The organism is Marinobacter sp. es.048 (assembly GCF_900188435.1).
In the GTDB taxonomy this organism is placed as follows: domain Bacteria; phylum Pseudomonadota; class Gammaproteobacteria; order Pseudomonadales; family Oleiphilaceae; genus Marinobacter.
The window spans coordinates 123,523-144,310 of the sequence record NZ_FYFA01000001.1; the positions used below are offsets into that span (position 1 = coordinate 123,523).

21 protein-coding genes are annotated in these 20,788 nt (G+C 57.2%); 8 read left to right on the forward strand and 13 right to left on the reverse strand.

What is annotated here, in order from left to right:
• Positions 1–29: 29 nt before the first annotated feature.
• Positions 30–584 carry a hypothetical protein gene (locus tag CFT65_RS00590; RefSeq protein WP_228705746.1) on the reverse strand — a complete coding sequence of 185 codons (555 nt, stop codon included), beginning with the start codon at positions 582–584 and terminating at the stop codon, positions 30–32.
• Positions 585–839: 255 nt separating this feature from the next.
• Here CFT65_RS00590 and CFT65_RS00595 point away from each other — a divergent pair, with 255 nt between their 5' ends.
• Together CFT65_RS00595 and CFT65_RS00600 are read left to right on the forward strand one after the other, a co-directional pair.
• Entirely contained in the window at positions 840–2,414 is a 1,575-nt protein-coding gene (locus CFT65_RS00595; protein WP_088826124.1) for an NADH-quinone oxidoreductase subunit L, read from the forward strand.
• On the forward strand, positions 2,414–4,807 hold the full coding sequence (locus CFT65_RS00600; RefSeq protein WP_088826125.1) for a YbcC family protein: 2,394 nt from the start codon (positions 2,414–2,416) through the stop codon (positions 4,805–4,807). Before CFT65_RS00595 ends, CFT65_RS00600 begins: the two co-directional genes overlap by 1 nt.
• Here the strand turns inward: CFT65_RS00600 and nei are convergent.
• Entirely contained in the window at positions 4,774–5,616 is an 843-nt protein-coding gene (nei, locus tag CFT65_RS00605; protein WP_088826126.1) for an endonuclease VIII, read from the reverse strand. The genes CFT65_RS00600 and nei overlap by 34 nt on opposite strands.
• A 170-nt stretch (positions 5,617–5,786) precedes the next feature.
• Here nei and CFT65_RS00610 point away from each other — a divergent pair, with 170 nt between their 5' ends.
• Positions 5,787–6,182, forward strand: coding sequence for a DUF4149 domain-containing protein (locus CFT65_RS00610; RefSeq protein WP_088826127.1), 396 nt, complete (start codon positions 5,787–5,789; stop codon positions 6,180–6,182).
• Positions 6,179–6,565 carry a hypothetical protein gene (locus CFT65_RS00615; protein ID WP_088826128.1) on the forward strand — a complete coding sequence of 129 codons (387 nt, stop codon included), beginning with the start codon at positions 6,179–6,181 and terminating at the stop codon, positions 6,563–6,565. The genes CFT65_RS00610 and CFT65_RS00615 overlap by 4 nt, the downstream gene beginning before the upstream one ends.
• Before the next feature lie 2 nt (positions 6,566–6,567).
• Here the strand turns inward: CFT65_RS00615 and CFT65_RS00620 are convergent, their stop codons facing one another.
• Positions 6,568–6,855, reverse strand: a complete 288-nt coding sequence (locus CFT65_RS00620) for a hypothetical protein (protein ID WP_088826129.1) — start codon at positions 6,853–6,855, stop codon at positions 6,568–6,570.
• 211 nt (positions 6,856–7,066) lie between these two features.
• Here CFT65_RS00620 and CFT65_RS00625 point away from each other — a divergent pair, with 211 nt between their 5' ends.
• Positions 7,067–7,459, forward strand: a complete 393-nt coding sequence (locus tag CFT65_RS00625; protein WP_088826130.1) for a globin — start codon at positions 7,067–7,069, stop codon at positions 7,457–7,459.
• A 41-nt stretch (positions 7,460–7,500) separates the two neighbouring features.
• On the opposite strand, the gene CFT65_RS00630 is transcribed toward CFT65_RS00625, so the two are convergent.
• A complete protein-coding gene (locus CFT65_RS00630) occupies positions 7,501–8,148 on the reverse strand; it encodes a hypothetical protein (RefSeq protein ID WP_088826131.1) in 648 nt (215 codons plus the stop codon).
• 131 nt (positions 8,149–8,279) lie between these two features.
• On the opposite strand from CFT65_RS00630, the gene CFT65_RS00635 reads away from it, so the two are divergent.
• Positions 8,280–9,230 (forward strand): hypothetical protein, encoded by a 951-nt coding sequence (locus tag CFT65_RS00635; protein WP_088826132.1) that lies wholly within the window; start codon positions 8,280–8,282, stop codon positions 9,228–9,230.
• 95 nt (positions 9,231–9,325) lie between these two features.
• Positions 9,326–9,646 (forward strand): hypothetical protein, encoded by a 321-nt coding sequence (locus CFT65_RS00640; RefSeq protein WP_088826133.1) that lies wholly within the window; start codon positions 9,326–9,328, stop codon positions 9,644–9,646.
• An 11-nt stretch (positions 9,647–9,657) separates the two neighbouring features.
• On the opposite strand, the gene CFT65_RS00645 is transcribed toward CFT65_RS00640, so the two are convergent.
• The 6 genes from CFT65_RS00645 to CFT65_RS00670 all read right to left on the reverse strand — a co-directional run bounded on the left by CFT65_RS00645 (position 9,658) and on the right by CFT65_RS00670 (position 16,293).
• On the reverse strand, positions 9,658–11,460 hold the full coding sequence (locus CFT65_RS00645) for an AMP-dependent synthetase/ligase (RefSeq protein WP_088826134.1): 1,803 nt from the start codon (positions 11,458–11,460) through the stop codon (positions 9,658–9,660).
• On the reverse strand, positions 11,457–12,266 hold the full coding sequence (locus CFT65_RS00650; RefSeq protein ID WP_088826135.1) for an ABC transporter ATP-binding protein: 810 nt from the start codon (positions 12,264–12,266) through the stop codon (positions 11,457–11,459). Before CFT65_RS00650 ends, CFT65_RS00645 begins: the two co-directional genes overlap by 4 nt.
• Positions 12,267–12,274: 8 nt before the next feature.
• A complete protein-coding gene (locus tag CFT65_RS00655) occupies positions 12,275–13,483 on the reverse strand; it encodes an ABC transporter substrate-binding protein (RefSeq protein ID WP_088826136.1) in 1,209 nt (402 codons plus the stop codon).
• Between the two features lie 71 nt (positions 13,484–13,554).
• A complete protein-coding gene (locus tag CFT65_RS00660; RefSeq protein WP_088826137.1) occupies positions 13,555–14,598 on the reverse strand; it encodes a branched-chain amino acid ABC transporter permease in 1,044 nt (347 codons plus the stop codon).
• Between the two features lies 1 nt (position 14,599).
• Positions 14,600–15,478 carry a branched-chain amino acid ABC transporter permease gene (locus CFT65_RS00665; protein WP_014579204.1) on the reverse strand — a complete coding sequence of 293 codons (879 nt, stop codon included), beginning with the start codon at positions 15,476–15,478 and terminating at the stop codon, positions 14,600–14,602.
• Positions 15,478–16,293: an ABC transporter ATP-binding protein gene (locus tag CFT65_RS00670; protein ID WP_088826138.1), complete on the reverse strand. Its 816-nt coding sequence runs from the start codon at positions 16,291–16,293 to the stop codon at positions 15,478–15,480. Before CFT65_RS00670 ends, CFT65_RS00665 begins: the two co-directional genes overlap by 1 nt.
• A gap of 250 nt (positions 16,294–16,543) precedes the next feature.
• Between CFT65_RS00670 and CFT65_RS00675 the strand changes: the two genes are divergently transcribed.
• Positions 16,544–17,338, forward strand: a complete 795-nt coding sequence (locus CFT65_RS00675) for an enoyl-CoA hydratase-related protein (RefSeq protein ID WP_088826139.1) — start codon at positions 16,544–16,546, stop codon at positions 17,336–17,338.
• A 39-nt stretch (positions 17,339–17,377) separates the two neighbouring features.
• Here the strand turns inward: CFT65_RS00675 and CFT65_RS00680 are convergent, their stop codons facing one another.
• Genes CFT65_RS00680 through CFT65_RS00690 form a run of 3 tightly spaced genes read right to left on the reverse strand, consistent with a single transcriptional unit; the run spans position 17,378 to position 20,787 of the window.
• Positions 17,378–18,601: a CaiB/BaiF CoA transferase family protein gene (locus CFT65_RS00680; protein ID WP_088826140.1), complete on the reverse strand. Its 1,224-nt coding sequence runs from the start codon at positions 18,599–18,601 to the stop codon at positions 17,378–17,380.
• A gap of 24 nt (positions 18,602–18,625) precedes the next feature.
• On the reverse strand, positions 18,626–20,089 hold the full coding sequence (locus tag CFT65_RS00685; RefSeq protein WP_323807563.1) for an NAD-dependent succinate-semialdehyde dehydrogenase: 1,464 nt from the start codon (positions 20,087–20,089) through the stop codon (positions 18,626–18,628).
• Positions 20,090–20,103: 14 nt separating this feature from the next.
• The gene (locus tag CFT65_RS00690; RefSeq protein WP_088826142.1) at positions 20,104–20,787 is read right to left on the reverse strand and encodes a TetR/AcrR family transcriptional regulator; all 684 of its coding nucleotides are present in this window, start codon (positions 20,785–20,787) and stop codon (positions 20,104–20,106) included.
• Position 20,788 lies beyond the last annotated feature (1 nt).

Sequence of the window (20,788 nt, forward strand, 5' to 3'; positions counted from 1 at the left end):
AGTATCTGTTTGCCGGCGAACACCCGCCCTCAGTGACCACCTCGCGGGTGTTTGCGGGCTTCCAGATTACCCAGCGACATTTTCACGTCTCGTTCAGAAAGCTCCGGAAGATCATCAAAATTCGAAACCTGCGGGAACTTCGAATCAATCACCGTAGCCAGCGTATCGTCGATACACAGGGTATCCGCCACGGCCTGGTGGCAACCGGGCATCAGGATTGCCCTGATCTCACCGATTTCCCGAGTTCCCGTTTCAACGTCGCCTGAGCGACTGGCGCTGATCACGGTGAACCGCTCGCCCCAATCCACCGCGCGGCCATCAAGTGGTTTCGCTTCAATCCGCTGACAGGCTGTCAGGGTTGCTTCCAGCAACGTGCGAAAACTAGCCGATTCGGCGAGTCGCTCGGCCTTTTCACGAGCGCTGCGCTCTTCGTCAGACACCAATAATATGTAGGGCGTCTTATCAACAAAGACCCCCCAGTACTCGGCCGTAATTGCTTCGGGCTTGGGGTGGTATACGCCAGCGGTCAGGGTCGAGTGCTTTTTCCTTCGAGCCAGGAACGCCCCATTTTTTTCACAATCCAATTCTTTGCCTCGGTCTTTTCCGGTTCTCTCTTCTTGCACGCGTCTTCCAGAAATGGCAACTGAACGATGAGCTCGAGCCCAATCGGTGCATCATTTCGTAGACGCAGAAATATGGTGATTGAGGGAAGCTTTTACAAACCTCCAGGCATATCGTTCTTTAAAAGGGAACGCATCAATCAGATATATATATTTTTGTTCACAGCAAAACCCTCGGATACTACGCGTACTAAATACTCCTGATTCCGAGGTCCTCGCATGTTCGATGTTCAGGCGATCGAATCCTTGTTTTCCTTGCTGGTGCCGCTGCTTTACGTTGCCGGAGCCGTGGCGACCGGATTGGCAACCAACCAGAGCAACCTTCTCGCACGGTCGTTGACCTTCAAACTTGCCTTTGTTTCCGCTGTGGCTGCCGCGATCGGAAGTTGGTGGTGGCCCGTCGCTGGCGTCTGGTTCAGTCACGCGCCTCTGGCCTCGATCATGTTGCTGCTGATCACTTTGCTGGGAATGGTGCTGGGACGCTTCTCGCAAAGGTATCTTGCGGGGGATCCGGGCCAGCGCCGCTTCATGGTCTGGCTGCAGGTGATCCTCGCCAGTGTTGCCATGATCGCCATCACCAATCATTTGCTGGTCTTCCTCGCGAGCTGGGTTGCCATCAGCGTGAGCCTGCACCAGTTGCTGATGTTCTTTCCTGATCGCCCGCGTGCTGCCCTGGCCGCCCACAAAAAATTCATTTTTGCGCGAATTGCAGAGCTCTGCCTCGCCTTTGCGTTTCTCCTGCTTTATGTCCAGTACGACACGCCGTTCATTGATCGGATTCTGGCCCAGGTATCCGGTGCAACAGAGGTGCCCTTCGGTGCGCAAATCGCTGCGATTCTGATGGCCGTGGCTGCACTGCTGAAATGCGCGCAGATGCCGTTCCACGGGTGGCTGATCCAGGTGGTGGAATCGCCCACGCCAGTTTCTGCCCTGCTTCACGCTGGCGTTGTTAACCTTGGTGGCTTCCTCATGATTCTGATGGCGCCGCTCATTTCAGAAGTAAACGCTGCCCAGTGGCTATTACTGGCAGTGGCGGGCCCCACCGCGGTCTTCGCCAGCCTTGTCATGATGACTCGTATCTCCATCAAGGTAAGGCTGGCCTGGTCAACCTGCTCCCAGATGGGCTGGATGCTGGTTGAATGCGCCCTGGGCCTTTACGAGCTGGCACTCCTGCACCTGGTGGCCCATTCCGCCTACAAAGCCCACACCTTCCTTAACGCCGGCAATACCGTCGAGTTGTCCATGAAAAAACGTCTGGTTTCGATCAACGAGCCCGGGCCAAAGCAGTGGCTGGCCGCCGCCGCTCTGGCCGGCCTGTTCATGCTGCCGACTATTTTCCTGTCCAATGAGGCAGGCACAGCGCACATGTTTTCATGGATTGTGCCGGGCATCGCGCTGACGATTCTGCTCTCAGAGTTCCTGTCAGCAGGGGGAGGCATTCTCACCGTTGGTAGAGGTCTGATTATTGGTGCCGCCTTCTGGGTACTGTACTGGCTCCAGAAAACCTTTTTCGACATGGTACTCGCATCACCGGAGAGCCAGGCAAGCCTGCCGGAAGTGGCTTTTGTCGCCGCCCTTATTGCGATCCTGGTGCGCGGCTACTACCAGATTCGCTATCACCGTTTCTCACCCGCAGGCGCCAGGCTTTACCGGTTTCTGTTTGCCGCAGGCTACCTCGATGAGTGGTCCACACGCCTGACCCTGAAAATCTGGCCGGCAAAACTGCCTGATGTCGTGCGGCCCCGAGCCGTGGTCAGCGTCTCTTCAACTTCTGGTTCCAGGGAGTCCGCATAATGTTAGCGTCGAGCCTTAATGCCATCACCGAAGCAACCACGGATACACCGGATTGGCAGGCAGCGGTTACCGATGCCTGCGCGCGAATCGCTCCCTCATGGCCACTGGATCAGATGATCGCCGTCAATCCGTTCTGGGAAATGCGGGACCTGCCATTCACCCGGGTCGCCTCACGGATGGCGGCACTCAATGGTACCTGCTGTCAGAACCAGGCCGCCCTTGGCGGCGAGGGCAATGGCCCGGCTGCTGCCGAGACCGCCAGCATGCCTGAGCACTGGCAGAATCTCAGCGCCCAACTGGATCGTAACCGCGATACCGCCCATCACGTGGGTTGGCAGGATGAGGTTGTGCACCAGATCAGCCAGTTTTGCGGCGACTACTTCCAGCGCCTGGATGCCGGAGATTTCAAAGCCGATGCCCAGGATCTGTATCACAGCTGGCTGCAGATGACCCGGGCTGACCGCGGCATTGCCATCGTTATGGAAGAACCGTCTCTGCCCTCTCAATTTCAGGTGTTACCGGATCAGCATGAAAAACTGATAACCGATGCCCTTAACGCCCTCGCATCGCAACCCGACTATGCTCCGGACTATGCCCATGCGCTCTTGCTGGATATCAACGGATGGTCATCCTGGGCCGCCTACTTGCGCTGGCAGGCGAGGTTGCATGGCAGTGAGGAAGGCAGCGAGGGAGATCTTCTGCCCGGCCTGCTGGCCATCCGGCTGGCCTGGGAGCTAGCCATCTGGCGACACGTGCAGCATGTTGGCGGTGCTATCTTCGCCGACCTGAAACAGCGCTGGCTCAAACAGTGGGACGCCTGGCCAGAGATGTTGCAGACCCATGAACAATCTCAAACCACAGGCTGGCGTCAGCAAACAGAAGCAGAGGTGGTCTATCAGTCACAGCTCGCCAAAAAACTTCTGTCCAGGCCTGAGCATCTGTGCTCGGACGATCAGCCGCTCAAGTTACAGGCGGCATTCTGCATTGATGTTCGCTCGGAGGTCTTCCGTCGCGTCCTGGAAGCCCAGAACCCCGCGATCCGGACTCTCGGATTTGCCGGATTCTTCGGGCTCCCGATTTCGTATCGCCCCAAAGGCACCGAATTTTGCCGGCCGCAATTACCCGGGTTGCTGGCACCAGCGCTCGAGGTCACAGAGGCCGAATCTGCCGGCAGTTTCAGCCGGCAATCGTTGGCCAACCACTCCCATTGGTCACAGTTTTCCAATGCCGGCCCGGCAAGTTTCAGCTTTATCGAGAGCATGGGCCTGGCAGGCCTGGGACGTATGGTCCGCAAAACCTTTTTTGGCAAGTCATCGGACAACCCGGTCGACCAACTCCACAAGGGGCAGACCGAATTCGAAATCCGTCAGAATGGCACCTTGCTGGACGCCAGGGAGAAAGCAGACTTGGCTGGGGGTATTCTAAGGGCCATGACCCTGACTCATCAGTTTGCTCCTACTGTACTGCTGGTCGGGCACGGCAGCAGTACCCGCAATAATCCCCATGCCGCAGGCCTCGACTGCGGCGCCTGCGGCGGACAGACCGGCTCGGTGAACGTTCGCGTACTCGCCGGCATCCTGAACGACAAGGACGTGCGCGTGGCCCTGGCTGAGCAGGGGATTTCGATTCCGTCCGAAACCCAATTCGTGGGAGCGCTGCACAACACAACCACCGACGAGGTCGAATTCGCAGGTGACGTTCCTAAGGAAATCCGGAACTTCCTGGCCAATGCCGGCACACAGGCACGTCGTGAACGCGCCATCCGTCTTGGTATCGCGAACGAGAATGACGTCGACAGCGCCATCAAAAAACGCAGCCAGGACTGGTCCGAAGTGCGCCCTGAATGGGGCCTTGCCGGCAACGCCAGCTTTATCGTGGCGCCTCGCTCGGCCACGCGACACCTGGACCTCGGCGGACGCAGCTTCCTCCACGACTACCGCTGGCGCGAGGATGAAGGCTTCAACATACTCGAACTGATCATGACCGCGCCTATGGTGGTCACCCACTGGATCAACCTGCAGTACTTCATGTCCGTCACTGACAACCTGCATTACGGCAGCGGCAACAAAGTCCTGCACAACGTGGTTGGCGGCCATCTTGGTGTTTTCGAAGGCAACGGCGGCGATTTGCGAATCGGTTTGCCGCTGCAGTCGGTACATGATGGCGAGCGCTGGGTTCACGAGCCCTTGCGCCTGAGCGTGTATTTGGCCGCACCGAAGGAAGCCATTGCCGAGATCGCTCAAAAACACAAGGTCGTGCAGGAGCTGATCGATAACGACTGGCTGTATCTGTTCCAGATAGACGACGAGCAGACCTCAATTGAGCGGTTTTACCAAAACCAGTGGCAAACCGTTGCCAGTCAGGCCGGCACGCCCTGGCAAACAGGGCAATAATACAGCCGCCGGCTGGCCATCAGGGTTTTAACAAGGGGTGACGCGCAATCATGGCAGCGTTCCCCATCGCGGTTAAATACCATGTGCCGACGCTGTCCGAACGTCCATCCTTCCTGTTTTAGCCGCTCTGCACGCTCGGGAGGATTGGTGACGCCCTTTAAACGATAGGTTCGCTGCACCAGAGTCAGAATCGCCTCCGCTAACCTCGACCGCCGATCGGCATCCAGATCACGGGGTCGTGCCCGCGGTGAGATACCCGCCTCAAAGAGGATTTCCGAGCGGAGGTAATTACCGATTCCGGCAACGAACCCCTGATCCAGAAGCAGACCACCCAGGTTTCGGCCACGGAAGCGCTTTTCTACGAACACGGCTAAAAGCTGGTCTATTCCAACTGTTTGATTGAGAGGATCCGGTCCCAGCCGGGAGAGGTAAGGAACCTCGTTCAGTTCATCAGGCCGAACCAGTTGAATGTCCGACGCACTGTATAACCGGGCAGCTTTCTTCTGACCAACAATCGCAAACCGCAGCTGACGATTGGTCCTCGGCTCCGCATCAGGCCTTCCGATCCGCCACTTTCCGTAGAGCTGGTTATGACTGTACACACACCAGGGCCCGTCTTCGTCAGTGGCTTCGAAAAACACCAGGACGGCTTTACTACGCGCTTCCACTCGCTCCACTCTGCGTCCGCGAAGGGCGTTTTCGAAAGTTTTCAGGTGTTCAAAGGCAAAGAACACTGATTGCGCTGTCTTGCCGCCCACGGCCTTATCGATGTCATCGACCATGCGGCGTATTTCGGGACCCTCAGGCATACTCTCAACCGCTCCAGACCAGTCTCGTTGTTTCGCAACTGAATTATTTCGTACGTTGTTTCCAGCAATTCGGAGTTGTCAGATCACAAAGTTTTGTCCGGATCCGGATAAGCCCTTTGCCAAACCTGCTCGTAGGTTCTGGAGTATTCAACGCACGAGCAAGGTGGGTCATGATGGAATCGGTCGCACTTCTTCTCACCGCCGCCCTATTCGGCGGCATGGTGCTTTATTCCGCAGGTTTTGCCGGCTTTCTGTTTACAGTATTGCCGCCGGACACCGCTGGCGCGTCGATACGAAGAGCCTTCCCGGTGTTCTACTTGCTGGTAATGGGCATCTCGCTGCTGGCCGCCATCTTCGTCTGGCGGAGCGATCTATGCAGCGCCATCTGGCTGGCCATTATTGCACTCTCAACACTACCCACTCGCCAGATTCTGATGCCCGCCATCAATCGGGCGAATGACACCGGCAATAAAAAACGGTTCGGCGTATTGCACGGTTTATCCGTACTTGTAACCCTGGCTCACATTGTCATCAGTGGCTGGGTACTGGTCCGTTTTCTGCCATGAAGACGCAACCGCTTGTACTCCTGAGCGCGACAGTTGTTCTTGCCATAGGCTTAGTTATTGGAACCGGAGAATCGCAGTCAGCCAGCAAAGAGACCACTCAGCTGGTACCTCTGGCGTACGCCGAGAATTGGGGTGCTGCTCGATTGGATGATGGGCTTCGGGAACAGTTTCTGAATGATCCAAACAATATGGTTCGGTTGCCCCGAGAAGACATCCGGAAACGTAACAATCGGGAGCTGGGGGAGTGGCTGCCGGCTTCAGGTCAATGCGACTACCTCGGCAAGCTCATGTCTGTGATGGAGCATTACGAACTCCACCACAAGCATGAGCAGTGGCAGGGTTTACTGGTCAAGCGACAGCGTTGCTACACCCGGTTTCAATAACCTTAACGCTTGTCTCCCGGACCGACCAGATCAGAGAGCTTTTCGCGTAGAGAATCAATATTGTCTTCGCCGCTCTGCTTGAGCTCATCCAGCTTTTTGCGGCCATCCGAGATTTTGTTTTCGACCGAACGCAATGCATCAGATGCACTCTGCTGAATCTCCGCGCTGGCCTTCTCGTTCTCAGCTTCCGCTTCTTTGGCTTTTGCCTCGGCTTTCAGTGAATCGGCCTGCTTTTCCCACTCTGCGAGTTGCGCTTCGGCTTTTCTAATCAGTTCGTCTTTCAATGACATGCGTTGCCTCCTTTCCTATGTTAGCGAATGTACATCTTCATATTCAGCAAAGAGGACCGAAAACGCAACCCGAAGCCCCGCTATATGACTGATTCAGCGACAGTTATTTCGGAAAACCAGTAACAAATTTCAACTGAACCTGTTCATTATGCCGAGTATTCTCTCGCCTCGATTTCATTAATAACAGATCAGGCAAGGACAATTACTGCAAATGAATAAAACGGACCTCGTTTTTCAGAGCTACGGACGCTGCTGTAACCAAGACGCTTTCTTCGTCGACTTCTATGACTCCTTCATGGCCAGTTCGAGCATTATCAAGGATCGGTTCGCGAATACGGATATGGGCGCGCAACGTCACCTCCTGCGCAACGGCATCATGCAGTTAATCCTTCACGCTCGCGGCATGTCGGACCGCAAGCTGAGAGCGCTTGGCGAGAGCCATAACCGCTCGCATTACAACATCAAGCCCGAGTGGTATCCCCTATGGCTGGATTCGCTCATGAAAACCGTCCGCCTTCATGATCCGGAGTACACCCCTGAACTGGATTCAGCGTGGCGGGAGGTTCTGACGCCGGGGATTGATCTTATCCGCGGGGCGTACTAACCAAGGGCTCTGATAGCCACAACAGGACTCTGACTCACTTTTCATTTTTCTGGTCCGGATTGGTCCGAGTCGTCAGATTCGGAGCTCCCCCGACACTCGGGCTGCAGTTCCTCTTCAACCCAGCGACGTACCTGATGTCGATCCTTTCGCCGAACAAGTTGTTCGCTGTGAATATTCCGCGGGAAAATCTCGGGGCCACCTTCATGGCTCAGAGAGAAACTCCGCCGCACACCAACCGGGTATTTTGTGGGTCCATGGATCACAGCTGCCCGGATTTCAACGCCGGTGATGTCCTCGAACAGGTAGTCGCTTTCACTCTCTTCACTGCGACGACCGAGGATGATGTTCCTGAACGAGCCCAGCACCAGATATCCACCGGGCTGCAATGGCCCCTGCCGTAGGACCTGGTGCACGTTGGCGTCGTCCGCGCCAACACGACGATACTCGGTCACCGTCATGATTTTCTCGTCGCCCGCGCGGGTGTAGAGAACCACCTGAACACACTGTACGTGCACCGTTTCCTTGCCCATGTTCACCAGCAGACACAGGGCATCCGGATTTTCATTCTGGGCGTGGTGTATCACCAGGTAAGGGCGGTTGTTTCGTTTGTACTGCAGGAAGAACAGCTGGAAGTAAACAATCCAGACGATCGCCATGATGGCGCTGCTGACAGGAGCGATGTAATCCATCTATCCGTTCCCTCTCATTCATATCAATTAATACGCTAGCTCGCTTTACCTGATTTTTACACCCTGTTGACGGAGCCTTCCCGAAAACCCTGCGATGATTCTGAAAAACAGAATCGATTCGGGAGTCGTTTATGGCAACCAGTAAAGCCATGCTGATACTCAGTGTTCTCGCAATGGTACTGACCGGTTGCAAGGTCACCACCTCAGACAGTCATCATTATCCGGATTCCGGTGGCTTCGTCTCCGGCCTCTTCTTCGACGCACGGGATACCGGCCGGCACTACCCGGCCAGCGCCTGGTCATTAACCCGCTATACCGAGGCATGCCGAAACGAACCGCTGTATTTCGAGACTCACAGCGGCCGGGTGCGGGTCTATGGTTCGCCGGCCTACAGCGAGACCTCGTTCCGGGCAGCCGCTTCGGAGCTCGAGCGCCGAATCGACGGCGTATTGAGCCGGTTCCAGTTACGCTGGTCCGATTTTGTCGAAGACCGCAGCGCAGCAGCACCCTATCCGCGGCAGGTAATCGGTTGTCTCAGCCCGGAAGTGCCGCGCAGTGAGTTTGTATCGGCCTCACCGGCTGCGGTAGCATTCAACCCCTATTATGGCCAGTGGCCCTATGAAGTCGGCCAGATTGTCACCCACGAGATTGTTCATTTCGTTCAGGAGAACCTGTCTCGATATGATGCTGTTTATAGTTTGCTGCCCCACTGGTTTGCCGAGGGTCAGGCCATTGTTGTAGCAGGCGAGCCGGTTGCCCCGGTCTATCAGCATTATGACTACGACCCTCTCTGGGACGTCATTCCCGATGACGCAGCTAACATCCCGTATCGATTCGAGCATTACGGTCTGGCCTACCGATACCTGGAAAAGGCGAATGGCGCCCTGGCGATGACAGTCCTGCTGGAAATGGTGCAGCTGCTGGACTGGGATGGCGGGTTCGATGGTGAAATCAGTACAGGAGAATCCCGGGCCTTTGTAGAAGCGTTCAATTCGGCAAGTCTGGTGGATCACCAGAATAACTATCTGAGCTTCCAGAGATTTCGAAGTGACTACCACGACCTTCTGAACAGCAGTTATTAGCCGGCACAGCCCTGAACTGGATTAAATCTGTCCAATCAGGGATAATTCCGACCGTTTTTAAACCAGCAGTGTTGTCGTTAGGTAGTCTTCTGGTCATGACCATTTACAGTGTTATTCAATTAGTTATCTTTTCCGTCCTGTTGTTCAATACCGTGCACCTGATGCCGGCCTTCGGCCGTTTGCTCAAAGGTGCCGAATCGGCATTCCAATCCGGGTATCTCTGCGCCATGCTTACCATGCGTCTGGCCCGCAACATACTGGGTCTGATTCTGGTAACCGCCAGCACGGCGCCTAACCCGGAAATTCACGCCCTGGTGCCCAAGGGCATTCTACTATTCCTTGTTCTGGCTGTGATCAACGCCGCACTGACCCAGTACATGGAACGGATCCGAGTCGAAGAAGGCGCCCGTTTCTAGGCGCCTCGCTGTCAGGCGTAAAGCGACTCGATCACCTCCGTATACTTCTCGTAGATATTGCTCCGGCGGACTTTCATGGTCGCCGTTACCTCATCGTCATCGTGGTCAAGCTCCTTGGTAAGCAGGTGGAAACGCTTGATCTGGGCCACCTGGGGCAACTGCTTGTTACCCCGGTTCACTTCCGCCTGAATCAGTTCATTTACCCGCGTCTGCTCGGTCAGGCTGCGGAAAGTGGTATAGGCAATCCGCTCCTGCTCTGCCCACTTGGCTACTGTATCGAAATCAATCTGGATCAGCGCAGACACATATTTTCTGGCCTCACCGATCACAATGCATTCCTTGATATAGGGGCTGGCCTTGATGGTGTTTTCGATCTCCGTTGGTGAAAGATTCTTGCCGCCGGCGGTGATCATGATGTCTTTCAGACGGTCGACGATCTTGAGCTGGCCATCCCGCCATTCACCCACGTCGCCGGTGTGCAGCCAGCCATCCTTCAAAGTTGAAGCCGTGGCCTCTTCGTTCTTGTAATACCCCTTGAACATGCTGCCACCGCGCATGATGATCTCGTTGTGCTCGCCAAGCGTTACCTCAACCCCGGACACAGCTACCCCCACCGTCCCCAGATGCACATCATCAATCAGCTGCGCCGTGGCAACGCCGGTGCTTTCCGTCTGGCCGTAGACCTCCACCAGGGGAATGCCAATGGTCCGGAAAAATTCGAGAATGCCCGTGGATATGGGAGCCGCCCCCGTGAGGGCAATGGTGCATCGGCGCAGGCCAATAAAATTCTGCAAGGCACGCAACACGAGCCAGTAGCTGATGCTGTAAAGGCCTTTTTCCTTCAGATTCCATTCTGAGCGTGGCTTCATGGCCATGGGTGAACACACACGGATGGCCCAGTTGAACAACGCCTGCCTCAACCGACCCGTCTCCTGGATCTTGATGTAAATGGAGGAGTGCAACTTCTCCCAAATCCTCGGCACCCCCAGGAAGAAGGTCGGTGCAATTTCCCGCAAATCCTCCTGAATGGTCCGCAGGCTCTCACCGAAGCTGACCGTACTGCCCACATAGACCGGAGCAATATTGGTAAAGGCCTGTTCGGCCACATGGCATAGTGGCAGGTAGGAGAGGCTGGAGCCGTGCTCGTCGGCCTGCAACAGCTCAATCAGCCCCGGCGCCGCGGAGTGCAGGTTGTGCCAGCTGATCATGGCCCCCTTGGGTCGGCCGGTGGATCCGGAGGTATAGATCATCAGGGCGGTGTCATCCATTTGCTGGCTGTCCAGCAATTCATCCACCAGGTTGAGATGCTGCGTTTCGAATTCCCGGCCCCTGGCCTCGATATCCTCGAACGCAGCCGGCGGCTCCGGGTAATAGCGCAGGCCCTTCATATCGATGGCAATGCAGTGTTTCAGTTGGGGCAGATCTGGCCAGGCCTCCAGCACCTTGTCGGTCTGCTCCTGATCTTCACAGATCACGAATTCCGCGTCACTGTGCTCAAGAACATAGGCCACCTCGTTCCAGGGACTGGTGGGATAAACCCCGACACAGATGCCCTGTACCAGGCCGATGCCCATCTGGCCGATGACCCACTCCACCCGGTTTTCAGAGATAATGGCCACGTGGCCGCCTGGTTCGAGCCCCATGGCACGAAGCCCCAATCCAAAGTGCCGCGCCCGCCGGTAATAATCCTGCCAGGAATAGGCCTGCCAGATACCGAAGTCTTTCTGGCGAAGGGCAAGGGCGTCCGGCCGCTCCCGGGCGTGGGCCCGGAGCATCTGGGTGAGCGTGAGGTCAGGTATGGAAGGCGTTGTCATGACAGCCACCGTTTACGGCGTTTGTAGTGCTTGATGTCTCGATAACTGCGGACCTCCCCTTCCTTGCCCCCCACACCCAGATAGAATTCCTGAACATCTTCATTGGCCGTGAGTTTGTCCGCCGGGCCGTCGATCACGACCTTGCCGTTCTCCATGATGTAACCGTAGGACGCAATGGCCAGTGACACTGCGGCGTTCTGTTCCACCAGAAGAATGGCGGTCCCCTGTTCCCGGTTGATTCTGGCCACGATGGTAAAGATCTCTTCCACCAGCAGCGGCGCCAGGCCGAGGGAGGGCTCATCCAGCATGATCAGGTCCGGCTGGGCGATTAACGCCCGTCCCAGGGCAAGCATCTGCTGCTCGCCGCCGGAGAGGTAGCCGGCCAGCTGCTTACGGCGTTCCTTCAGGCGTGGAAAGTAGTTATAGACCAGCTCATAGCTGTCACTCAGCGATGGCTTGCTGCCGCTGAGTGCATAGGTAGCAGCAATCAGATTTTCCTCCACCGTGAGATCTTCAAACACCCGCCGCCCTTCCATCACGTGGAATAGCCCGTTGCGCACCAGTTTTTCAGGGGGTGTACCCTTCACATCCTTACCCCTGAAGCGAACTTCCCCGGCCGTTACTTCTCCATCTTCCAGGGTCAGCAGGCCGGAGACACTTTTCAGCGTGGTCGATTTACCGGCGCCATTGGAGCCGAGGAGTGCCACGATTGCACCCTCCGGCACTCGCAGTGACAGGCCCCGGAGGACCTGCACTGATTTGTTGTAGACCACCTCGATATTATCGATTTCCAGTAAGGCTTCCATACAGCCCCTCAGTCGAGGTGGATCCAGTCCGACACCGGCTCATAGCGGCCTTCGTCAGCGTTCACCCGCCAGATACGGCCTACCGGGAAAGACATGTCCCGCACGGTCACCGGAATCCCGATGATACCGCCGGTGTCCCAGTCTTCGATGGAGGCCAGAGCCTCTGCCATGTTATCCGCGGTCAGCTCCTTGCCGGCATCCAGGGTGCGTTTGATCACTTCTGTCCAGACCATGGCGTTAAACCAGCCCTGTATGTAACCGGTGGGGCGGTATCCAGCCTCTGGATCGCTCTTCTCGGCCTGGGCCCGTAGAGCCTCCAGCATCGGCCCGCCTTCCTCACTGTCGTAGTAGTTGTAGGGCATCACACCCATGTAGCCGTCGGCATCCGCGCCCATCTTGTCAATGATCAGCTTGTCGGAAGACCAGAAGGTACCCATAAACTGGGTGTCCAGACCCATCTGGCGCATCTGCACCATGAACTCGTTGATCGGTGACAGCACGTAGCCGTGGAACACCACGTAATCCGGGCGCACACGGCGCAGCTTCAGCACCTCGGCAGACACGTCGACGCTACCCGGCTTGGTGACAATCTCTTCCACCACTTCGATGCCCAGTTCGGCCGCGCGGGCCTTGCCATTCTCGATCGGGTCCTTGCCGAACTCCGTGTCACTGTAGACAAACGCCACGTTCGGCATGTCGCCACCCTCACCCTGGGAGGCGATGTACTCCAGGATGATCCCGAACATCTGGCTGTAGTTCGGCCCCGGAATGAACTGATACGGATAGGTTTCATTGTCGGTCAGTACGGTGGCGAAGGACGCGCCGCTCATCAGGGTGTTGCCCTGGCTGTTGAGCTCCGAGGCAATGGCCTTCATGAAACCGGTGCTGTCACCGTAATAGGTGGCCGGGGAGTTGCTGCCGGAAATCTTCTTGAAGGCTGCGACTGACCGGTCCACCTCATAGGCGGTGTCTTCCATGACATATTCCACGGGATGGCCATTGATGCCGCCCTGGCTGTTGATCCAGGTGGTGTAGTCCGTGAGTCCCGCATGAAGGTGAATGCCGGCAAAGGCAAAGACGCCGGAGAGTGGAATGGAGCCCCCGAATACAATGGGCTCTTTATCCTGGGCCATCGCCGGGGAGGCGACCGTGAGCGCAGCGACGAGGCTACCAAGCCCGGCAAGCCGGCGACCTTTCTTGAGGATGTTTCTGAACATGTTTCTTCTCCTTGCTGCTTCTTGTTGTTGATGGTGCATGGGTTCTCGGTGACGAACCCGTTGAAACACGATTAATTCCGGAATGGCCACAGGCGGAAGAAGCGGCGGATCCGGTGCCAGATCTCCGCCAGGCCATGGGGTTCGAAAATCAGGAAGCCCACGATCAGCGCGCCAAAGATGATTTCCAGCATCGGCGACATGAACACCGGCGCATTCGGATAAAAGGGCGTCAGCGCGGCGGTCAGCAGTTTCAGGGCTTCCGGTACCAGCGTCATGAAGGCGGCGCCGAGAATGCCACCCAGCAGATTACCCATGCCGCCGACGATCACCGCGGCAAGGTAGAAAATGGACATGGAAAGCGGGAAGCTTTCCGGTGTAACCACCCGAAAGAAATAGGCAAAGAGGCCACCGGCGACCCCGGCATAAAAGGAGCTGAGTGCAAAAGACATCAGCTTGTAGCGCAACAGGTTAATGCCCAAGATCTCCGCGGAGATATCCCGGTCGCGAATGGCGATAAAGGCCCGGCCGATTCTGGTCCGGAACACATTCCTGGCACCCATCACCATCAGCACCGCCAGCGGCACAATGATGAAATACATCATGAAATCACTCTGGAAGGTCAGACCGAACAGGTGCGCCGGTTCCAGGCTCAGGCCGCCCATACCGCCGGTCACGGACTCCCACTCGGCGAAGATAAAATGCAGGAACACGCTGGCCGCCAGGGTAGCAATGGCCAGGTACAGGCCTTTGACGCGAAGCGAGGGCAGGCCCACCAGGATCCCGACGGCGGCGGCCATCAGACCGGCCAGCACCAGAGTCACCGGGAATGGCAATGTGGTGTTAATCGACAGCCAGGCAACGGTGTAGGCGCCCACTCCCATAAACCCGGCCTGGCCCAGTGAAATCAGGCCGGTAAAGCCGGTCAGGATATTCAGACCTGTCGTACTGATGACTGCGATGCCGACCAGGCACCCCAGGTACAGCAGATAGGAGTCCACGATAAAAGGGAAGACCAGCAAAATCAGCAGGAAGAACCCCAGCCACAGCTTCTGGGTCTGGCTGGTCCAGATTGCCTCATCGGCCTCGTAACTCTGTTTTGCGTCACCGATGCGCATCTTACACTCGCTCTATTTCGTGGGTGCCGAACAGGCCGTAGGGGCGGATCACCAGGATGATCGCCAGCACCAGGAAGGTGGCCGGCATCCGGTATTCACCGCCCAGATAGGCGCCCGCCACGGTCTCCAGCCAGCCAATGAACACGCCGGCCACCAGGGCGCCAAGAATGCTGTCCAGACCGCCAACGATCACCACTACAAGAACACTCAGGCCAATGATCCCGAATTGCGGGCTGAGACCGCCGGTGGCCGCCACCAGCACACCCGCGAGGGATGCCGCCAGAGAGCCGAACACCCACGCCATGTTGAAGACCCGGCGCACATTGATGCCCATGGAATAGGCTGCTGCCTGATCCGAGGCGGTGGCTCGCAGGGCCACGCCGCCCCGGGAGAACCGGAAATAGAGCAGATAGACAATAAGAAGGGCCGAGCCGATGAGAAAGCCATAGGCAATTTTGGGCGCCAGATACAACTCACCGATAAACACCGGCTCCCGGGGCAGGAAATTGGGCAGCAGCTGCGGATCGGCCGTCCAGATGAACTCCACCAGGCCCACCAGAATGCTGGCGATCCCGATAGTCACCATCACCACCGAGATCGGCGACTCGCCCAGCATCGGACGGATCATGGTCTTTTCAATGACGCCACCGAGAATACTGCCGCCGATAACCGCCAGCGGCAGGGCAATCCAGGGTGACATTTCCATGCCACCGGCAAACGCCAGGAACAGGTAAGCCGCGAACATCATGATCTCGCCGATGGCGAAATTGATGACCCGCGTCGCCTTATAGATGATCACAAAACCCAGGGCGATGAGGGCGTATAGGCCGCCCATGGCCAGCCCCGCCAGGCTGATTTCGCCGAAGAACAACCAATCCATCAGGCGGCCTCCCCCTCGGCATTGAGCTTTTTGCGAAGGCTCTCGATATCGCTGTTGCCAAGATACGCCTTGATCACCTCGGGGTTGTTCTGAACGTCCGCAGGCAGGCCTTCGGTGATGACCTGACCAAAGTTGAGCACCGCGATGTGGTCGGAAATATCCATTACCATGCCCATGTCGTGCTCCACCATCAGCACGGTGACACCCCACTCTTCCCGGATGTCGAGAATAAACCGGGCCATGTCTTCCTTTTCCTCCCGGTTCATACCCGCCACCGGCTCATCGAGCATCAGTACTTTCGGCTGCATGGCTAGCGCCCGGGCCAGCTCCACCCGTTTCTGGAGGCCGTAGGAAAGACTCGCCACCGGTTGGCGGCGGATGTGGTCTATCTCGAGGAAGTCGATAATCCTCTCTTCCACATCTTTGCGGACGGCCATTTCTTCACGCCGGGCCGGGCCGACATAGGCCAGGGCACTGAGCAGACCGCTCTTCATGTGCACGTGGGCGCCCAGCTTGATGTTGTCGAGTACGGTCATACCCCGGAACAGGGCAATGTTCTGGAAGGTTCGTGCCAGGCCCAATGCGGCTCGTTTCGGCGGTTTGATACTGCCCGACAGCGTCTGCCCCTGATAGCGGATGCTGCCCTGCTGGGGTTTGTAAAAGCCGGAAATGCAGTTGAACAACGACGTCTTGCCGGCACCGTTCGGGCCGATAATGGTTGTTACCGTGTTTTCAGGCACCCGGAAACTCACGTCCTGCAGCGCCTTCACACCACCAAACGACAGAGACAGGTTACTGATTTCAAGGATGCTCACACTACCTCCCGGCACCCCTGGCGCCGGGTACTCAGGCACGTGAACACGCCCTGCCGATACCCATCTCACGCCCGAAGATGATTGTAATTTTTGTTTTTTCCTGTCGTCGGGGTTAGCCCCGATCAAGTTTTAAAGTAGTCCATTCAGGCAACATTAGGCAAACCGCTCTATCCTGATACCCGACAAACAACAATCATCAGTACGCAGGTTTCTGATCTTCAGACCTGGCGGATCGGGAGTGCGATTCACCATGACAGACACACTGATAACCACCGCATTTGATACCGAAACAGGTGTGGCCAGGTTGACCTTCAATCGTCCTGAGGCCCTCAACGCCATCAATGTACCTCTGGCACAGGCTTTTCTCGCAGCGGTTCAGGAAATCCGTAGTCTTTCCGGCGTTCGTTGCATCGTTCTGACAGGTGCAGGGCGGGCTTTCATGGCCGGTGGTGACGTGTCCAGCATGGCTGGAACGTCTGAGCAGGCAGGAGCAGCCATTAGCGCAATATTAGATGCCGTCAATCCTGCTATCCTGCTCCTACGCAGCATGGATGCCCCGGTGATCGCCGCGGTCAGGGGAGTGGCCGCTGGCGCGGGACTCAGCCTCACACTGATGGCCGACCTGGTGATCGCCGAGGAAGACGCGAAATTTCTGGTGGCCTATAACGGTATTGGCGCGGTTCCGGATTGCGGCGGCAGCTGGTTTCTGGCTCACAAGCTGGGCGCTGGCAGAGCGGCAGAACTTATGCTGCTGGGGCGAACTCTCAGTGCCACTGAAGCCAAAGACTGGGGAATCATCACAGAGTTCGCCCCGGCGAGCGATTATGACAGTCTGTTGAGCAAGATGATCAAGAAAGTCGCTAATGGCCCGACACGGGCTTTTGGCGCGTTCCGCCAGCTCACTGACCGCGCTAACGGCGATCAGTTGGCTGCCCACCTTGAAGCCGAGCGGTCGGCTTTTCTGGACATGACTCGAACCACGGATTTCGCAGAGGGTGTATCGGCATTTCTGGCCAAGCGAAGCGCGCAATTTCAGGGGCGGTAAACTAAGTGGGAGAACCGGTTCCTAGCCGCTGTTGGCAACTCACGATATAACGCCGCGCTCACGGAGCGCCTCAATCTCGACTGCGGACAGTCCCGCAATCTGCTGTAGAACCTTTTCCGATTGCTCCCCCAACAGTGGCGGCGCTGTGCGATAAGTTACTGGCGTCAGTTTCAACTTGATCGGATTACCGACCGTTGGCACCTTACCCAGGACCGGATGGCCAACGGATTGTTTCATGTCCCGCGCCAGAACCTGGGGATCATCAAATACCTGATCCAGAGTATTAACCGGACCACAGGGAACCCCGGCCTCCTCGAGGATTTGCACCCACTCCAGAGTAGACCGCATCACCGTCGTCTGCCTCAATCTGGGGATCAGCTCCCTGCGGTTTGCCACCCTTGCACGGTTAGTCGCAAAGCGCTCATCGTTTGCCCACTCGGGATGGCCGAGCACGTCACACAGCCGGGCAAACTGTTGATCGTTGCCCACGGTCAGCACCATGTTGCCATCCGCCGTAGGGAAATCCTGGTAAGGCACAATATTGGGGTGGGCGTTTCCCATCCTGGCCGGTGCATTGCCCGTGGTCAGATAATTCATCGCCTGGTTGGCCAGGCACGCCACCTGCACATCCAGCAGCGCAGTTTCCACATACTGGCCCTCGCCGGTCCGATCCCGGTGGCTGAGGGCGGCGAGCACACCCACAGTCGCGTATAGCCCGGTCATGATGTCTGTCAGGGCCACCCCTACCTTAACGGGACCCGCGCCGGGCTCACCGTCCGGCTGCCCGGTGATACTCATCAGTCCGCCCATAGCCTGGATCAGAAAGTCATATCCGGGCCGATTCGCGTAAGGGCCATCCTGGCCAAACCCAGTAATCGAGCAGTAGATAAGTTTCGGATTGATGTGCTTCAGGTTGTCATAATCCAATCCGTAGTGTTTTAGGCCACCAACCTTGAAGTTTTCCAATACCACATCCGATTCAGCCACCAACTTGCGGATCAGCTCCTGACCCTCCGGGTGCGCGATATCAATCGCCAGAGACTGTTTATTCCGGTTGGCGGTCAGGAAGTAGGCAGAGAGCTCAGCGTTACCATCAGCGCCCTGCAGATAAGGAGGCCCCCAGGAGCGGGTGTCGTCTCCGGTTCCTGGGCGCTCGATCTTGATGACCTCCGCGCCCAGGTCACCGAGGATCTGCCCCGCCCAAGGGCCAGCCAGAACTCGGGAAAGATCCAGCACACGCAGGTGAGACAGGGATCCTGCCATCCGATTCACCTCGCAACCGACGTTTTAGCGCATGCCACCTAGGCACAGGTATTTGAGCTCCATGAACTCGTCCAGGCCATAACGCGAGCCTTCCCGGCCAAGGCCGCTTTCCTTGACCCCGCCGAATGGCGCCGCCTCGGTAGAAATGATCCCATCGTTGATACCAATCATGCCGGTTTCCAGGGCCTCTGCCACGTGCCAGATGCGCCGGATATCGTTGCTGTAGAAGTAGGCTGCCAGACCGAATTCCGAATTGTTGGACATAGCAATCGCCTGTTCCTCGGTATCAAAGCGGAATAACGGCGCCACAGGACCAAAGGTCTCCTCACTGGCCACTAGCATATCCTGAGTGACGTCGGTGAGGATGGTCGGCTCAAAGAAGGTACCACCGAGGGCGTGCACCTGCCCTCCCAGGGCCACTTTTGCACCCTTGCCTGTGGCATCAGCGATGTGGCGCCGGACCTTGTCCAGAGCTGCCTGGTTGATCAGCGGGCCCTGGTGGGTTTCACCCTCAAGGCCTGCGCCCACCACCATCTTGCTGACGGCTTCCTTCAGCTTTTCAACAAATTGATCATACACACCGGACTGGACATAGATGCGGTTGGCACAGACACAGGTCTGCCCGGTGTTGCGGTACTTGGAGGCCATCAATCCAGTCACAGCGGCATCGAGATCGGCGTCGTCAAAGACGATGAACGGCGCATTGCCTCCGAGCTCCAGGCTCACTTTCTTAACCGTGCCACTGGCCTGGCGCATCAACATTTTGCCCACCGGTGTCGAGCCGGTGAACGACACCTTGCGAATCACCGGATTGGTAGTCAGTTCCTCGCCTACCTCAGGCGCCCGGCCTTTCGAACAGGTCACAATATTGATAACCCCGGGCGGGACACCGGCCTCCTCCGCCAGTACCGCAAGGGCCAGCGCACACAGCGGAGTATCTTCTGCCGGTTTGACCACCACCGGGCAGCCTGCCGCCAGGGCTGGGGCCACCTTACGGGTGATCATCGCCACCGGAAAATTCCAGGGTGTGATCGCCGCCACCACCCCAATGGGTTGTTTAATCACCACGATGCGCTTGTCACGGCCATGGCCCGGAATCACGTCGCCATAGGCCCGCTTGGCCTCCTCGGAGAACCATTCGACGAAACTGGCGCCGTAACCCACCTCGCCCCGTGCTTCTGCCAGCGGCTTGCCCTGCTCCGCGGTCATCAACCGAGCCAGATCTTCCTGGTTCTGCATCACCAGATCAAACCACCGACGCAGGATTCCGGCACGCTCCTTGGCCGGACGCGCCCGCCATTCAGGCCCGGCCGCCTCGGCTAACTGAATCGCCTGCCGGGTATCGTCGACACCCATATCTGGCACGTTGGCCAGATGTTCGCCATTAGCCGGATTGGTCACCGGCAACACATTACCCGAACGGGCCTGGACCCATTCGCCATTGATATAAGCGCCTTCGCGCAGCAGTTCCGGATTCGTCAAACTGATAGTCATCACAGCCCTCACAGCAGATAGCTTTCAATTACATCCCTGACAAACGCAGCGTAGTCGTCAACAGCAACACTTTGGTCGCGGTATTTCCTGCGTTTCAGGTACCAGTCCTGCAACAGGGCCTTGATCATCGAAGCCACCAGCCGGACATTTCTCGGCTGGTACACGCCTGCCTTGATACCGTCCTCAATAACGTTCAGGAAAATGTCTTCGATCTCCAGCTCGATGGCGACCGCATCGCGCTTTTCCGGCGCCGGCAGACTCTTCGCTTCCATATAGGAGAAATAAAACCAGGCCCGCATAAGCTCGCTCAGATAAAGGTGCGCCTTGATCGCAGAAAACAGCTTGTCACGTACATCAACCACCTCGCCAGTGTAGTGCAACAGGGTGCGGCGGGTGATGGTGAAGCCATGGCTCTGGATCAGGTGGATCAGGTCGTCCTTGTTGCGGATGTAGGCATAAAGGCCACCCATGCTCATGCCAGAGTCCGAGCAAAGATCTCTCAAGGTCATGGCGTGGAAGCCCTTGGAATTGGCCAGTCTCAGCGTCGACTCGATGATGCGAATCAGGTTCTTGACCGCCGTCGCCTCCTTCTTGATGCTGATCCTGTCCTTGTTCTGGCGATAAACCTCGCGGACCACATCCTCCTTGGACATGCTCAACTCGTTGCGAAATGCCTCATAGTTTTCGATCATT

Coding starts and splice junctions, on each gene's coding strand:
- CFT65_RS00640 (WP_088826133.1), top strand. CDS start 9,326: ATGACCATTTACAGTGTTATTCAATTAGTTATCTTTTCCGTCCTGTTG.
- CFT65_RS00610 (WP_088826127.1), top strand. CDS start 5,787: ATGATGGAATCGGTCGCACTTCTTCTCACCGCCGCCCTATTCGGCGGC.
- CFT65_RS00665 (WP_014579204.1), bottom strand. CDS start 15,478: ATGGATTGGTTGTTCTTCGGCGAAATCAGCCTGGCGGGGCTGGCCATG.
- nei (WP_088826126.1), bottom strand. CDS start 5,616: ATGCCTGAGGGTCCCGAAATACGCCGCATGGTCGATGACATCGATAAG.
- CFT65_RS00660 (WP_088826137.1), bottom strand. CDS start 14,598: ATGCGCATCGGTGACGCAAAACAGAGTTACGAGGCCGATGAGGCAATC.
- CFT65_RS00630 (WP_088826131.1), bottom strand. CDS start 8,148: ATGGATTACATCGCTCCTGTCAGCAGCGCCATCATGGCGATCGTCTGG.
- CFT65_RS00650 (WP_088826135.1), bottom strand. CDS start 12,266: ATGGAAGCCTTACTGGAAATCGATAATATCGAGGTGGTCTACAACAAA.
- CFT65_RS00595 (WP_088826124.1), top strand. CDS start 840: ATGTTCGATGTTCAGGCGATCGAATCCTTGTTTTCCTTGCTGGTGCCG.
- CFT65_RS00620 (WP_088826129.1), bottom strand. CDS start 6,855: ATGTCATTGAAAGACGAACTGATTAGAAAAGCCGAAGCGCAACTCGCA.
- CFT65_RS00680 (WP_088826140.1), bottom strand. CDS start 18,601: ATGGCAGGATCCCTGTCTCACCTGCGTGTGCTGGATCTTTCCCGAGTT.
- CFT65_RS00600 (WP_088826125.1), top strand. CDS start 2,414: ATGTTAGCGTCGAGCCTTAATGCCATCACCGAAGCAACCACGGATACA.
- CFT65_RS00655 (WP_088826136.1), bottom strand. CDS start 13,483: ATGTTCAGAAACATCCTCAAGAAAGGTCGCCGGCTTGCCGGGCTTGGT.
- CFT65_RS00690 (WP_088826142.1), bottom strand. CDS start 20,787: ATGATCGAAAACTATGAGGCATTTCGCAACGAGTTGAGCATGTCCAAG.
- CFT65_RS00675 (WP_088826139.1), top strand. CDS start 16,544: ATGACAGACACACTGATAACCACCGCATTTGATACCGAAACAGGTGTG.
- CFT65_RS00625 (WP_088826130.1), top strand. CDS start 7,067: ATGAATAAAACGGACCTCGTTTTTCAGAGCTACGGACGCTGCTGTAAC.
- CFT65_RS00635 (WP_088826132.1), top strand. CDS start 8,280: ATGGCAACCAGTAAAGCCATGCTGATACTCAGTGTTCTCGCAATGGTA.
- CFT65_RS00615 (WP_088826128.1), top strand. CDS start 6,179: ATGAAGACGCAACCGCTTGTACTCCTGAGCGCGACAGTTGTTCTTGCC.
- CFT65_RS00645 (WP_088826134.1), bottom strand. CDS start 11,460: ATGACAACGCCTTCCATACCTGACCTCACGCTCACCCAGATGCTCCGG.